At 56.2% G+C, this 14,239-nt stretch carries 12 protein-coding genes; 10 read left to right on the plus strand and 2 right to left on the minus strand.

The features are described from left to right. Positions 1-378 precede the first annotated feature (378 nt). Both rhtA and EE949_RS07630 read left to right on the plus strand, forming a co-directional pair. Entirely contained in the window at positions 379-1,266 is an 888-nt protein-coding gene (gene rhtA, locus EE949_RS07625; RefSeq protein WP_122663753.1) for a threonine/homoserine exporter RhtA, read from the plus strand. A 178-nt stretch (positions 1,267-1,444) separates the two neighbouring features. Further along, on the plus strand, positions 1,445-1,741 hold the full coding sequence (locus tag EE949_RS07630; protein ID WP_122663754.1) for a hypothetical protein: 297 nt from the start codon (positions 1,445-1,447) through the stop codon (positions 1,739-1,741). Positions 1,742-1,786: 45 nt separating this feature from the next. On the opposite strand, the gene EE949_RS07635 is transcribed toward EE949_RS07630, so the two are convergent. Continuing rightward, positions 1,787-3,595, minus strand: a complete 1,809-nt coding sequence (locus EE949_RS07635; RefSeq protein WP_122663755.1) for an aminopeptidase P family protein — start codon at positions 3,593-3,595, stop codon at positions 1,787-1,789. A gap of 58 nt (positions 3,596-3,653) precedes the next feature. Then, on the minus strand, positions 3,654-4,832 hold the full coding sequence (locus EE949_RS07640) for an aminotransferase class V-fold PLP-dependent enzyme (protein WP_122663756.1): 1,179 nt from the start codon (positions 4,830-4,832) through the stop codon (positions 3,654-3,656). 980 nt (positions 4,833-5,812) lie between these two features. Here EE949_RS07640 and EE949_RS07645 point away from each other — a divergent pair. From EE949_RS07645 to rfaH, 8 genes are read left to right on the plus strand one after another with little or no spacing between them, the layout of a single operon-like run. Then, positions 5,813-6,607: a hypothetical protein gene (locus tag EE949_RS07645; RefSeq protein ID WP_122663757.1), complete on the plus strand. Its 795-nt coding sequence runs from the start codon at positions 5,813-5,815 to the stop codon at positions 6,605-6,607. Positions 6,608-6,640: 33 nt separating this feature from the next. Further along, a complete protein-coding gene (locus tag EE949_RS07650) occupies positions 6,641-7,762 on the plus strand; it encodes a DegT/DnrJ/EryC1/StrS family aminotransferase (protein WP_122663758.1) in 1,122 nt (373 codons plus the stop codon). A 5-nt stretch (positions 7,763-7,767) separates the two neighbouring features. Beyond that, positions 7,768-9,282 carry a lipopolysaccharide biosynthesis protein gene (locus EE949_RS07655; RefSeq protein WP_122663759.1) on the plus strand — a complete coding sequence of 505 codons (1,515 nt, stop codon included), beginning with the start codon at positions 7,768-7,770 and terminating at the stop codon, positions 9,280-9,282. A gap of 3 nt (positions 9,283-9,285) precedes the next feature. After that, the gene (locus EE949_RS07660) at positions 9,286-10,212 is read left to right on the plus strand and encodes a glycosyltransferase family 2 protein (protein ID WP_122663760.1); all 927 of its coding nucleotides are present in this window, start codon (positions 9,286-9,288) and stop codon (positions 10,210-10,212) included. Beyond that, positions 10,202-10,651, plus strand: coding sequence for a low molecular weight protein-tyrosine-phosphatase (locus EE949_RS07665; RefSeq protein WP_122663761.1), 450 nt, complete (start codon positions 10,202-10,204; stop codon positions 10,649-10,651). The genes EE949_RS07660 and EE949_RS07665 overlap by 11 nt, the downstream gene beginning before the upstream one ends. Further along, on the plus strand, positions 10,652-12,862 hold the full coding sequence (locus EE949_RS07670; RefSeq protein ID WP_122663762.1) for a polysaccharide biosynthesis tyrosine autokinase: 2,211 nt from the start codon (positions 10,652-10,654) through the stop codon (positions 12,860-12,862). It begins immediately after the preceding gene. A gap of 48 nt (positions 12,863-12,910) precedes the next feature. Beyond that, positions 12,911-13,711, plus strand: coding sequence for a WbqC family protein (locus EE949_RS07675; protein WP_122663763.1), 801 nt, complete (start codon positions 12,911-12,913; stop codon positions 13,709-13,711). 5 nt (positions 13,712-13,716) lie between these two features. Beyond that, on the plus strand, positions 13,717-14,229 hold the full coding sequence (gene rfaH, locus EE949_RS07680) for a transcription/translation regulatory transformer protein RfaH (protein WP_122663764.1): 513 nt from the start codon (positions 13,717-13,719) through the stop codon (positions 14,227-14,229). Positions 14,230-14,239 lie beyond the last annotated feature (10 nt).

Here is a 14,239-nt window from a genome sequence, read left to right on the forward strand (position 1 = left end):
AACTTCAACCACTTGCGCTTCGATCAACATCACGTTGCTCGTTAGCGGGAGGCGAATTCTACAGCGTTACAACCTGCTGTCAACTCCCTTTTTTCACCGCTTTCGATCAACTTCATCGAAGCCTCTTTCTCGCCAGTCAAATCGTCCAACTCGTTGATTATCAAGGAGTTTTTCGTTCTGCCTGCGCCAGAAGAGGTGCGAATTATAGAGAGATTAGAGAGGCCGTCAACCCCTATTTTCAGCTTTCCAAAAAAACACTTATATCCAGCTACCTATATAAGAAGAAGACAGGGGGTGTGCGCATTATATTGCGCACCCCGCTATTCTTGAGCATCATATAGCACCTGCACCAACTGCCCGCTGACTGGAACACCCCCGATGAGCACTAACTCGCGCCCCCTCTCCCACACTCTATTCCCCATTGGATTACTGTTGATTGCCATGGCCTCCATTCAGACGGGGGCGTCTATGGCAAAAACACTGTTCCCTCTCGTGGGCGCACAGGGCACGACGTCATTAAGGCTGATCTTCGCCAGTATTATCCTGCTGCTGGTATTGAGACCATGGCGTGCCCGGTTCACTGCGAAATCGTTGCGCACGGTCTTGTTCTACGGCATCGCACTGGGAGGAATGAATTTCCTCTTCTATATGTCGTTACGTAGCGTTCCGTTGGGGATAGCCGTAGCACTCGAATTCACGGGGCCACTGGCGGTAGCGTTGTTATCCTCGCGCAAGGCGCTCGACTTTGTCTGGATCGCACTTGCCGTGACCGGCCTGCTGCTGTTGATTCCCACCGGAGAGCAAAGCGCAAGCCTGGACATGACCGGCGTAGCCTATGCACTGGGCGCAGGCGTGTGCTGGGCCGGCTACATCCTGTTTGGACAAAAAGCCGGCGAAGATAACGGAATTCAAACGGCAGCGCTGGGCGTGCTGATTGCGGCGATATTCATCGCCCCGATTGGCGCAGTGCATGCAGGCTGGGCCTTGTTCGACATAGGACTGATCCCTACCGCCATTGGCGTAGCCATCCTGTCCACCGCGCTTCCCTATAGCCTGGAGATGGTTGCGCTGACACGCATGCCCGCCCGGACATTCGGCACCCTGGCCAGTATTGAGCCAGCTTTCGGCGCGTTATCCGGCATGCTGTTTCTGCACGAAAACCTGGCGCTTACCCAATGGCTTGCCATTGTGGCAATTATCGCAGCCTCCGCGGGCGCAACCCTTACTGCACGGCGTGAACACCCACAATTAGTCCCTGCCGACTGAGCACTCTTTTGCTCAAATATGAGATGTCACTAGCATTTGTAACGATGTTAAGCCATGTTTAGGCTATGGCGACGCCCGAGCCTTTCCAAGGCTACCAGCAGAATGCCAAATCATCTTACTGAGTAATCGTATCCAGGCAGGGCACTGGCTCTTGAGAGAGGCCAGGGTAAGGAATGCAATGAAGTACATTTTTATAGCGCTGACAACACTAATAATCACAGGCTGCGCCGCGACTTCCGCCCCCGTAAAGCAAACCAAACGAGGGATTCACATCAACTGCTCGGGCCTGTCGTCGTCGTGGCAGAAGTGCTATGACACGGCGGCTGACTCCTGCGTTTCGAAGAACTACAGAGTCATTGCCAAATCCGGTGACGGGGTGGAAGACCCAGGAGATTATCCCTTTGGTCTGAACCCGGCAGGCTATACCAGCCGCAGCATGATCATCATCTGCAAAAAGCCGGCAAAGACCGAGTAAAGAGCACTGTGGCGGGAGCCACCCTCACTCCCGCCACAGATCCGGTTATACGGCGACAGTTCGCAGCCGCAGCCATTCAAGAGCCGTCCCCTGCAACAGCGGACTCAAACGCTTATTCACCTCTGCGTGATAGTCGTTCAGCCACGTCCGCTCATCCTGGGTCAGCGCATTCAGGTCGAGGCAACGCGTGTCAATTGGGCACAACGTCAGCGTTTCGAACCTGAGGAAGTCACCAAACTCGGTGCTCTCTGCCTCGCGATTGATCACCAGATTCTCGATCCGCACACCCCAGCGGCCCGGACGATAAGTACCCGGCTCGATAGACGTGATCATCCCAGGCAACATCGCCGTTTGAGGCGTAGCTGGCGCCTGATAGGCAATCACTTGCGGCCCTTCATGGACGTTCAGGAAGTAGCCGACACCATGCCCGGTACCATGCCCGTAGTTAACACCCTCAGACCAGATCGGTGCCCGGGCAATCGCATCGAGCAGCGGCGACAGAATGCCTTTGGGGAAATGCGTTCGGGACAATGCGATGAGCCCTTTCAGTACACGGGTACAGTCGCGTTTTTGCTCTGCGCTGGGCGTACCGACTGGCACCATACGCGTAATGTCAGTGGTGCCCCCCAGATACTGCCCTCCCGAATCGATAAGCAGCAGGCCATCGCCCTCGATCTGCGCGTACTCTTGCGGCGTCGCACGGTAATGCGGCATTGCACCATTGCCATTGAAGCCGGCGATCGTCGCGAAGCTCGGAGAGATATAGCCCGGACGACGCTGGCGAGCCTGCCCCAGCTTTTCGTCGATAGTCAGCTCACTGACAGCATCATGACCCAATGCCGAATCCAGCCAGCAGAAAAACTCGCAGAGTGCCGCGCCGTCCTGCTCCATGGCCTGACGAATGTGCGCGGTATCAGCCTCGCTTTTCTGCGACTTGAACAACGTGGTTGGATTCAAACCTTCCACTAGCGTGACCTCAGCGTCGAGGTAATCAAGCAGACCGCAAGTCACACGGGCGGGATCAACCAACAGGCGCGCATCCGTGGGGACCTCACGCAGCGCCGCACCGATCTGGGTGTATTCCAGTAAGGTAACGCCGTCCTGCTCCAGACTCAGCCGAACCCCGGTGCTCAGCTTGCTCGAATCCACAAACAGGCTGACGCTCTTTGGCCCGATCAAGGCAAATGAAATGAACACAGGGTTATAGGAGACATCAGAGCCGCGCAGATTGAACAACCAGGCAATGTCATCAAGCGTTGCAATGAAATGCCAATCAGCCCCGCGTTCTGCGATCACCTGGCGTAAACGAGCCAGCTTTTCGACACGCCTTACAGAGGCTTGAGGTGGTAGATGCTCGAAAACCTGACTGACTGGCAACGCAGGACGATCAGGCCACAGCTCAGTCAGCAAATCCAGATCGGTGCGCAGCCTTGCACCACGATCATAGAGCTTGCTTGCCAGCGTCCGGGAAGAGGCAACCGCCAACACCGCGCCATCGACAGCGACGACGGTTTCGGCACTTGCTTGATCAGCAAGCCACTCCAAAGGCCCCTGCTGCCCAGGCTGGAGTTTGACCAGCTCAATGCCGCTGCCTGCCAGCTCTTTGGTGGCCTGTTCCCAATAACGACTGTCAGCCCACAAACCGGCGAAGTCCTGAGTGACAATCAACGTCCCCACTGAGCCATGGAAGCCCGACAACCATTGACGCCCTTGCCAGTAGCCTGGCAAATACTCGGAAAGGTGCGGGTCAGCCGAAGGGACCAGATAAGCATCGATACGCTCGCGGCTCATCAAGGCCCGCGTCTGCGCCAAACGTTGCGCGACAGTGGTGCCGGGGTTCGATTGCGTACTCATTGGTTCTCCTGCTGACCCGAAAAATTTTATTCTCTGCGGGCAGATAATGGAGCACCAATCAGGACTGAGCAACCGCCCAGAACGCAGGCTGGGCTCGCGAGGCCCTTATCAGTGAGGCCGCATGCTCGATTTCTTCTTCGGAGGTAAAGCGCCCAAGGCTCAGGCGAATGGTCTGACTTGCGGCCTTGGCATCGTGACCCAGCGCCAGCAAAACATGCGACGGGGTATTTTTTGCCGAGTTGCAGGCAGACGTGGAGGAGAAAGCCAGACCGTTGCCCAGCGCGGCAATGTCGAGGTCGTTGTCACCAAAAGTCAGGCTTAAAGTGTGAGGAATTCGCTGGAGCGGATCTCCGTTGATACGCAAACCGGAGATGTCGGCCAGCCGTGTACATAACAGCTGGTTCAAGTGACAAATATGAGCCGTCTCCTCCTCGAACAACGCTTGCGCGAGTGCAAATGCCGCCCCCATGCCCGCAATCTGGTGGGTCGCCAAAGTACCCGAGCGCAGCCCGCTCTCGTGGCCGCCGCCGTGAATCTGAGCCTCGACCCGCTGCTCGGCCCGCGGACCGACATAAAGGGCACCAATACCTTTAGGGCCATAAATCTTGTGTGCCGAGAACGACATCAAATCCACATCCAGTTCGCCCAGATCAATCCTGACCTTGCCCGCCCCCTGAGCTGCGTCGACATGGAACAGAGCACCATGCTCGCGCACATGCTTGCCGATTTGAGCGATATCGTTAAGTGTGCCCAGTTCATTGTTGACGAGCATCAGTGAGACCAGAAAGGTGTCGTCGCGCAGCGCAGCAACCACAGCTTCTGGAGCAATCAAGCCATTGGCATCAGGCGCGAGATACGTCACATCGAAACCCGATGCCTGTAGTTGATCCGCAGTATCAAGGATCGCCTTGTGTTCGATCTGACTGGTAATAATGTGGCCAGCCATGCGCCCGCTCCGTTCTGCATGGCCTTGCGCAACACCCTTCAGTGCCAGGTTGTTTGATTCGGTGGCACCCGAAGTCCAGATGATCTGCTCTGGCCGTGCCCCCACCAGATCGGCAACCTGCTGGCGTGCAACATCTACAGCAGAGCGTGCCTCACGACCGAAGGCATGGGAGTTGGACGCCGGATTACCGAAAATGCCAGACCTGCCCAAGCATTGCACCATGACCTCAATGACACGCTCATCAACGGGAGTGGTAGCAGCGTAGTCAAAATACAGCGCAAGATTTTTCATGAAGATCACCTTGAAATGCGCAGCCCGGAAGGCCGGACTGTTTCCGTAATACGAGTCGCGACAGTTGCGACGTTCGGCCCCGAATCCTGCGAACCATAATGCATCATCCCTGATAGATCAAAAAGTAATTAATAATTATTTAAATATTCCTATCGGGAATATGTAAGCCGTCAGTTTCGAGGCTCTCCATGACAGACGCATGATCCATGCCCAAAAGCATACTCCCCTCCCGAGTGTGTCTAGGGTGCCATGGAACCTGTAGCGTCATGGAGCCTTGTCAGCCCTGGATTATTTAAACCTGCTTCAAATGGATTGAAGTAGGCACCTCTCTCTATTCCCTTGAACAACCCTACCCGTTATTTCACCCGGCTTTATTATATTTCTGTCTTTAACGACTAACTTCTGGCGCTAAAAAAGCGACGATCCATGTTTATTACACCGCGTTTAATCAACCTGTAAGAGCGCCCAAAAACCGTCATCGCACCGAAGCAGTGCGCGCGATGTTTTTTTGACTCTTTAAAAAACAATAACTTAAGTAAGATTACCAACCGCTTATCAAAAATTTAACAGAATGTTGACGAAATAATTTGACAGAAAGCCCGGCGACAACGATATATATGCGTGTCAGACATTTCCTAGCTCGTGCAGCGTTGCCAAAGAGCAATGCGCTGGAACTGTCCAGCCGACACATCCCTTAATTGCCTCATGTTAGTTATTTGCACGGTGCGTTCCTGCGCCGGTGGCCGTCCTTTGATTAACAGAACAGTCGCTCAACTGCTGAATGTAGTCGAGGGGCGGTAGCGTGGCCTGCAATTTGCGCCACGTGTTGATGAATTAATCAGACACCTGCAATGCGGTGTTGAAGTTGCCACGTACTGGATCAATGGATTCGGGCGGTAGCGTGGATGAACGTCCAGAACAGCCAGTGAGCCGACCAACCGTCTGGTTCTACGCCCCCCTTCAATATCAGGGATTGATTGATGCCATCTTCATTTGCCATGGACCCGCAGCGGATCAAGCACATCACCGAGCAGATCGATGCTCAGGGTTTCAGCCAGATAAGCGGAGCCCTCGACGCCAACGAACTGCAGTTGATACGCGCCTATACCGAAACGCAGGCCAGGTTACATCAGGGCGAATACTTTGCTCACCACGGTGAGAAGTTGCTCTCACAAAGCCCCTTGGCGGCACTGTGGGAATCTGCTGACTTCCGGCAAATGCTGGACAGCCTTTATCACGCCGCCACCGGCGTAGCGTCAGCCAGTCCGCAGATTTTCCCGGTATTACGCTGTGTTCAGGGCAATCAAGGCCGTCGCGAATCCAACTGTTTTCACTTCGACGCCAGCCTGGTTACGGTCCTGGTGCCGGTGTTCATTCCTACGGAAGGGGATGAGCGCGGTGACCTGATGCTGTTTCCCAACCTGCGCAACGTGCGACGCAACGCCATATTCAACGCTATTGAAAAAGCCCTGGTGCAGAACCCTTTCACCCGCAAGTTGCTGGTCATGGCTATCGAACGGGGCTGGTTGAAGCCAGAAACACTGACGCTCAAGCCCGGCGACATCTATGTGTTCTGGGGCTACCGATCCCTCCACGCCAATAAGCCATGTGGCCCGAACGTCACCCGCGCGACGGCCATCTTCCACTTTGGTGATCCCCATGCGGGCAGCCTGACCACGCGGCTGATCCTGCAGATCAATCAGCGTCGTGCCCGACGCGCCAGCCGCAAAGCTGGCGATCGCTCATCAGAAGTAACACCTGGCAAATCGCTCTGAACCCTGCGTTAAACGTCAAACATGGAGGCTTCGATGATCAACGTAACCAAAACCTATCTGGGCGATATCGGTAAGTTCAAGACTTATGTGGAAGGTATTTATGCCCGCGGCTGGCTGACTAACCATGGCCCTTTGGTCAATGAACTGGAAGAACGCCTCAAGGATTATCTGGGCGTCAAACATATCATTCTGACCAACAACGGTACGTTGGCGCTGCAAGTGGCTTATCGCGCACTGAACCTGAGCGGCAGTGCAGTCACCACACCGTTCAGCTTCGTCGCCACCAGCAGTTCACTGCAGTGGGAAGGCATACGGCCGCTCTTCGCTGATATTGATCCCGGCACCTGGAACATCTCACCGGCACACATTGAAAACCGGATTGAAGCCGACACCACCGCCATTGTTGGGACCCATGTGTTTGGCAACCCTTGTGCGGTCGAACATATCGAACAGATAGCCCTCAAGCACAAGCTTAAAGTGGTTTACGACGGCGCCCATGCATTCGCTGTGCGCCACGCTGGGCAATCGGTACTCAACTGGGGCGATGTCAGCACCCTGAGTTTCCATGCGACCAAACTGTTTCACACCATTGAAGGTGGCGCGATCATCACCAACGATGAAGAGATCGCCAAGCGCGCCTACCTGCTCTGCAACTTTGGTATTGCCGACGTAGACAAAATTGACGGCATTGGCATCAACGCCAAGCTCAACGAATTCTCTGCCGCTATGGGCCTGTGCATTCTTGATGACATCGAGAACATTCTCGAAGAGCGCGCCGAGATTGCCTATCGCTATACCTCCAGGCTGGAAAACTATCTGGACCTGCAGCAGACCCAGCCCGATAGCCAGCTCAACCACAGCTACTACCCGGTAGCCTTGCGCGACGAACAACAACTGCTGCGTGTGCGCACTGTATTGAATCAACGGGACATCAACCCGCGCCGGTATTTCTACCCCTCGCTGGACACGCTTGAATATTTGCAGCCGCAGGTCCCACAAGCCGAGTCTCGGGCATTAAGCGAGCGCGTGCTGTGTCTGCCGATTTATCCCGGCTTGCAGAAAAGTGACCAGGAAAAAATCATCGGTACCCTGATCGAAGAGTGCAGTGTCAGCAGCGTGCACTACCGCAGTCCGCTGATCGCTCAGGCTATCTAATCGCCATGACGAAGCCTCGCTCGGTCATCCGTAATACTGCGCTGAACTATGCCGGTCAGGCCTACGTTCTGCTGGTGGGGATTTTGATCATGCCGTTCTACCTCGGCCACCTGGGTGCCGAGGCCTATGGTTTGATCGGATTTTTCGCCGTGATGCAGGCCTGGTTGCTGCTCCTGGATGCCGGCTTATCACCCAGCCTGGTGCGTGCTGTGGCCCACCAGCAGGGTACGCGTGCCCGTGAACGCAGTTCGGGGCAATTGCTGCGTTCGTTTGAAATCATTTTTCTGCCGATGGCATTGCTTTGCTGCATCGGTATTTACCTGAGCAGCCCGTGGATTGCGTTGCAGTGGCTCAATGCAAAAGAGCTCGAACCGCAGACGCTGATTCACTGCATCAGCCTGATGGGGCTGGTGGTCGCCCTGCGCCTGTATGCGACGCTGTACAAAAGTGGCATCCAGGGCCTGGAGCAACATGCCTGGCTGAACATCGCCAACATCATCATCGCCACCGTGCGCTATTTCGGCGGCTTGTTGCTGGTCAGCAGTTACTCCCAGGACCCCGAAGACTTCTTTGAATTTCAGGTTCTGGTCGGGCTGATCGAAACCCTGATCTTTGCGGCCCGCGCCTATCAGCAGATGCCAACCCCGCACCTGTTCACCGGTTTCAACTGGTTACTGGTCAAGCCGATCATCCCCTTCGCTGCCAGCATGACGCTGACCTCCGTGTTGTGGATTGTCTTGACCCAAATGGACAAGGTGCTGCTCTCGGATCTGCTGCCACTGGATGAATTCGGCTACTTCTCACTGGTCGCGCTGGTCACTACCGGCATCATGATGCTCACCAACCCCTTGGTGCAGGCTTTGCTGCCGCGCATGACGGTGCTCGTGGCCGAAGGTCGGCAGACCGAGATGCACGCCTTGCTACTGGCGGCCAATCGTTTTGCCTGCACGTTTCTGTTTCCGCTGGCCGCACTGATCGGCCTGCACGGCAAGTACCTGATCTACGCCTGGACCGGCGACTGGGTCGCCGCCCAGTGGAGCCATCAGATCCTCTGCTGGTACTCGCTGGGCAGCGCGATTATGGCGATCAGCGCCTTTCAGTTCTATCTGCAATACGCCTATGGGCAGATACGCCTGCATGTCTGGTACAGCCTGATTTCCGCCATCGTCACCGTACCGGTGATGTTTTTCGCCATCCGTTATCAAGGCGCTTACGGCGCAGCGGTGGCCTGGTTTCTGCTGCGCGGAGTGTCGTTTGCCATCTGGCCAATGATCGTCCATCACACCCTGGCACCCGGCATTCACGGCCAGTGGCTGCGAGACGTGCTGCGCATCGGCGTGATGACAGGCGTCGGCCTGATGCTCAGCGAGCCTTTGTTCCTGCTGATAGCCGGTGATGATCGTCTGAGTATCTTTCTGGGGTTGGCAGCCAGCGGCCTGATCACTCTGCTCATCGTGGCCGTCAGTGACAAACCTCTGGCAACAAAAATTTTCGTCTTGTTCAGCAAACCGAGTACATGAGCCATGGATGAGATAACAAAAACTGCACCCGGCGCCCCGCCCTTATTGAGCATCGTGTGCCCGGCTTATAACCAGGAAGCTTTTATCGCTCAGACACTGGACAGCTTTCTCGCTCAGCAGACGACCTTCAATTTTGAAATCCTGATCAACGATGACGCGTCCACCGATGGCACCGCACGGATCATCGCTGAGTACACCCAACGTTACCCGCACATCATCCGGCCGTTCTATGAGCAGGTGAATCAGTACCAGCATGGTCGGCCCTGCGTTCCCGGCCTGTTTGCCAAGGCACGCGGTCATTACATCGCCTACTGCGAAGCCGATGACTATTGGACAGATCCGCGCAAACTGCAGATCCAGGTGGATTTCCTCGAGGCTAATCGTGACTACGTGATGACCTATCACGACGCGATGGCTTTCGACGAAAACGGTCCGCGAGGCATTCAGTTGCAAGGCAAGCTGCGCGCCGATGCCAGCGCTGTAGACCTGCAGAAGGCCCGACCGATTTCGACCCTAACCGTGTGCTTTCGCAACGTACTCAGCAACATGCCCCCCGAGCTGCTAATGCCTGTCGCACCGCTCAATGACATGTGCTGGTGGTCGCTGCTGGGCGCATTTGGCAAAGGCAAGTTCCTGGCAGAGATCAAACCTGCCGCCTACCGGGTGCATCCGGGCGGGATTTTTTCCATGCGCAGCAACAAACGCAAATTGCACATGAGCCTGCAGACCAATAGCAGCCTGGCCAACTACTACCAGCGCATCGGCAACCAGGAGTTGTATGAGTACTTCCTGAAGCAGGTCTTTTGTCTTTCTCTGTCGGCTCTCGGTCCGATGCACAAATTACAAGCACTGCTCATGGCCATCCGCAACATGAGCGTCAACCTCGGCAAGCGTTTGTTGCCCTCTGTCAGCAAAGGCCATGTTCAGTAACGTTCTGGTGATCTGCGTTGGCAACATCTGCCGCAGCCCCATGGCTGAGGCGCTGTTGCTTCAGCGCGCTGCGCCGCATGTGCAAGTGGCTTCGGCAGGCACTCACGCCATGGTCGGTTCCGCCATGGACCCGCTGGCACAGGCCGTACTGCACATGCATCAGGTGCCGACACCCCGGCATCAGGCCCGCCAGATAGACAGGGCCTTGCTGCACCGGGCGGACCTGATTCTGCTGATGGAACCCGCCCAACTCAACAGTGTGTTGAAGCTGGCTCCGGAAGTGCGCGGCAAAACGTTTCTGATTGGCAAATGGCAACAACAGCTGGAAATCGCCGACCCCTATCGGCAACCACAATTAGCCTTTGAACAGACCTACGAGCAGCTCTCGAGATGCGTCGACGACTGGCTACCTTTTCTTCAGTCAGGAGAAACAAGATAAATGACCGCTATGAACCGCTCTTCCCTGGACTACTACCAGGACTCCCGGATCGATTTGGCAACTATCTTGCGCACACTATTCGACCACAAGGGCCTGATCATGCTGATCGTCGGCCTCTTCAGTCTGGCTGGCGTGGCCTATGCAGTGCTCTCCACGCCGATCTATCAGGCCAACGCAATGATTCAGATCGAGCCGAAAAAAATCGGCATCGAGGGCACGCCTGAAGTCTCCGGCAAACCCATGTCTGTGTCTCAAGCCACCACCGAAATCGAACTGATCAAATCGCGGGCTGTGCTGGGTAAAGTCGTCGAAGACCTCAAGCTGAATATCGTCCAGCGCCCGAAACTCTTTCCGGTCATCGGCCCTTATCTGAACCGTACGTTCAGCCCGGAAAGCAACAATGCGCTGGCTGAGCCCATGTTCGGCCAGGCCGCCTACGCCTGGGGCGGCGAAAAAATCGATGTCTTTCAGCTCGATGTACCCGAAGAGCTGCTGGGCGAGAGTCTGATTCTGGTGGCAGGCAAACCGGGCTTCTTTTCCCTCTACGACGAAGATCGCAAGCTGATCCTCAGCGGCGCCATCAATCAGACCGTCGAAGGCAAAGGCACGAAAATCCAGGTAGCCACTCTCACTGCACGGCCTGGCACCGAATTCATTGTCGCCAAACTGCGCACACTGACCGCTGCGCTGATTTATCAGGACCGCCTGAAGATTACCGAGGCTGGCAAAGACTCCGGCATCATCTACCTGGCCATCCAGGACCCTGATCCGGAGAAAGCCAACCACATCCTCAACGAAGTCAGCCGCCTGTATGTGCGTCAGAACGTCGAGCGCAGCTCGGCCGAAGCCGCGCAACGCCTTGAGTTCCTGCGCTCGCAATTGCCAAGCGTGCGCAAACAGCTGGAAGACTCGGAAATGGCGCTGAACGACTTTCAGACCAGCGCCAAGTCAGTCGACCTGAGCATCGAAACCAAGGGTGTCCTGGATCAAGTCGTGAAGCTCGACTCGATGCTTTCGGAACTCAAGCTCAAGCGCGTCGAGATCGAACGCCTGTACACCCGCGAGCACCCGACTTATCGAGGCCTGATGAACCAGATGAGTCAGCTCGAAGCACAGAAGCAGGGCCTGCTGAAGAAGATCGAAGCCTTGCCAGTGACACAACAGGAACTGCTGCGCCTGACCCGCGACATGCAGGTCACCAGTCAGACCTACACCTTGATGCTGAACAAGAGCCAGGAGCAGGACATTCTCCGTGCCGGCAGCATCGGTAACGTGAGGATCATCGACAACGCCGACGCCAACGTCGAGCAGCCGGTGAAACCGATGAAAAAGCTCATCGTTCTGCTCGCCGCAATGCTCGGTATCGTCGTCGCAGTGGCGACAGTATTCGTGCGCCAGGCTTTCTACCGTGGTGTGGAAAACCCTGAAATCATCGAAAACATCGGCATGCCGGTTTACGCATCGCTGCCTTACTCGCGCCAGCAGGACAGGCTGGAAAAGAACAGTCAGGGGCGCAGCAAGGAATCGAAGCTGCTGAGCGTTTCAGCACCGACCGAACTGGCCATCGAATCCTTGCGCAGCCTGCGGACCAGCCTGCACTTCGCAATGCTGGAGGCCCGCAACAACGTACTGATGATTTCCAGCCCCTCGCCCGGCGCAGGCAAGTCTTTCGTGTCCAGCAACCTGGCCGTGATCATTGCCCAGGCTGGCAGGCGCGTGCTGTTGATCGATGCTGATATGCGCAAAGGCTATCAACACAAAATCTTCGGCCTGAACCCCAAGCACGGGTTGTCTGACACCCTGGCTGCCCGGGTTAAAAGCACAGAAGTCATCAATCACACCGAAGTGCGAAATCTGGATTTGATGTCCTGCGGCTTCAATGCGCCCAACCCGTCAGAACTGTTGATGCACGATAACTTCAACAAGATGCTGGCAGAGCTCTCCCCGCTCTACGACCTGATTCTGGTCGACACGCCACCCATTCTTGCCGTCACCGACGCCACACTGGTGGGCCGTCAGGCGGGCACCTGCCTGCTGGTAACCCGCTTCGGCCTGACCACGGTGAAAGAGATCGAGGCCTGCAAACGGCGGCTGGGCCAGAACGGCGTGATTATCAAGGGCGCGATATTCAACGGCGTGCTGCGCAAAGCATCCACAGCCGACTACGACTGCGCGGCCTACGGCTACAACTACAGCCCTGTACGAAAGTGATCCGCAGATAACAGCCCCCTCCTCCCCCGCACCCTCAAGGAGTTACACATGGCACGGACTATTGCAATGATGCAGCCTTATCTCTTCCCCTACCTGGGCTACTTTCAACTGATCGCCGCAGCGGATGTCTTCGTCCTCGGCGATGACCTGCAATACATCCGTTCCGGCTGGGTCAATCGCAATCGCATCCTGCAAAACGGCGAAGCGAAGCTCATTACGTTCCCGCTCAAGCGAGACAGCTTCGATCTGCCGATCATGAAGCGCCATCTGGCGGACAACTTCAGCGAAGAAGCTGATCGACTGATCAACCTGATCACCCAGAGCTACCGCAAGGCGCCCTACTTTGCGCAGGTCATGCCGTTCCTGGAGCGCCTGATTCGTTTCCCGCAACAGAATCTGGCCCTGTACACCGAACACGCGATTCGCGAGATGTGCGCTTATCTGCATATCGTCACGCCCATCCTCCGGGGTTCAGACCTCAAGCTGGTGTCCTGCCTCGACAAACAGGACCGCGTGATCAATATCGCGCGCACCTTCGCCGCGACCACCGTTCTCAACCCCATCGGCGGCGTCGATCTGTACGACCGCGACCACTTTGCCCGTCACGGCCTGCTGCTGCGCTTTTTCAAAATGGACCCGATTGTCTATCGGCAACTGAACCAGCCTTTTGTACCCAGCCTGTCGATCATCGACGTACTGATGTTCAACTGCGTTGAGCAGGTCCAGGCGATGTTCGCCTGCTTCAGCCTCTGCGACGGTATACCCACCCCCGAAGCACAGTTGCTGGCTGAACTGACCCGCCAGGTCGAGATCAGCTCACCCCTCCCTGCCCACGCTGCTGCGGAGTAACGACCATGTCATTCGATAGCCCCGCTCGCTGGTACCTGATTCAGACCAAACCTCGCCAGGAGGCTCGCGCCGAGGAACACCTGCAGCGTCAGAACTTCGAGTGCTATCGCCCTCTGAAGTCGGCAGAACTGAAAAAGCGCAGCGCTCGGCCGACCAGTGAAGAGGAGTTGTTCCCCGGCTACCTGTTTATTCGCATGGATCAGGTCCACGACAACTGGTACCCGATCCGTTCAACACGGGGCGTGGCCAGAATCGTGACCTTCGGTGGGCATCCGGTACCGGTGCAGGATGAATTGATCGAACAGATCCGTCTGCGCTTGAGCGCTCCTGCGCCGAAGCCCGAATTCAAACAAGGCGAGCATGTGCTGATCAAGGCGGGCGAGCTCTGCGATATCGAAGCGATATTCCTGGCCTGCGATGGCACAGAGCGCGCAGTGATTCTGCTCAACCTGCTGCAGCGCGAACAGAAAGTGGTGCTGCCCATCAGCAGCCTGTTGCGGATGGAAGCGCGGGTTTGATCGCATCGCA

This window comes from Pseudomonas viridiflava (genome assembly GCF_900602065.1).
GTDB lineage: Bacteria > Pseudomonadota > Gammaproteobacteria > Pseudomonadales > Pseudomonadaceae > Aquipseudomonas.

Bases quoted from the DNA above. Each gene is read 5' to 3' on its own strand.
- EE949_RS07650 (WP_122663758.1), top strand. From the start codon at position 6,641: ATGATCAACGTAACCAAAACCTATCTGGGCGATATCGGTAAGTTCAAG.
- EE949_RS07670 (WP_122663762.1), top strand. From the start codon at position 10,652: ATGACCGCTATGAACCGCTCTTCCCTGGACTACTACCAGGACTCCCGG.
- EE949_RS07660 (WP_122663760.1), top strand. From the start codon at position 9,286: ATGGATGAGATAACAAAAACTGCACCCGGCGCCCCGCCCTTATTGAGC.
- EE949_RS07635 (WP_122663755.1), bottom strand. From the start codon at position 3,595: ATGAGTACGCAATCGAACCCCGGCACCACTGTCGCGCAACGTTTGGCG.
- EE949_RS07675 (WP_122663763.1), top strand. From the start codon at position 12,911: ATGGCACGGACTATTGCAATGATGCAGCCTTATCTCTTCCCCTACCTG.
- rfaH (WP_122663764.1), top strand. From the start codon at position 13,717: ATGTCATTCGATAGCCCCGCTCGCTGGTACCTGATTCAGACCAAACCT.
- EE949_RS07665 (WP_122663761.1), top strand. From the start codon at position 10,202: ATGTTCAGTAACGTTCTGGTGATCTGCGTTGGCAACATCTGCCGCAGC.
- EE949_RS07645 (WP_122663757.1), top strand. From the start codon at position 5,813: ATGCCATCTTCATTTGCCATGGACCCGCAGCGGATCAAGCACATCACC.
- rhtA (WP_122663753.1), top strand. From the start codon at position 379: ATGAGCACTAACTCGCGCCCCCTCTCCCACACTCTATTCCCCATTGGA.
- EE949_RS07640 (WP_122663756.1), bottom strand. From the start codon at position 4,832: ATGAAAAATCTTGCGCTGTATTTTGACTACGCTGCTACCACTCCCGTT.
- EE949_RS07630 (WP_122663754.1), top strand. From the start codon at position 1,445: ATGAAGTACATTTTTATAGCGCTGACAACACTAATAATCACAGGCTGC.
- EE949_RS07655 (WP_122663759.1), top strand. From the start codon at position 7,768: ATGACGAAGCCTCGCTCGGTCATCCGTAATACTGCGCTGAACTATGCC.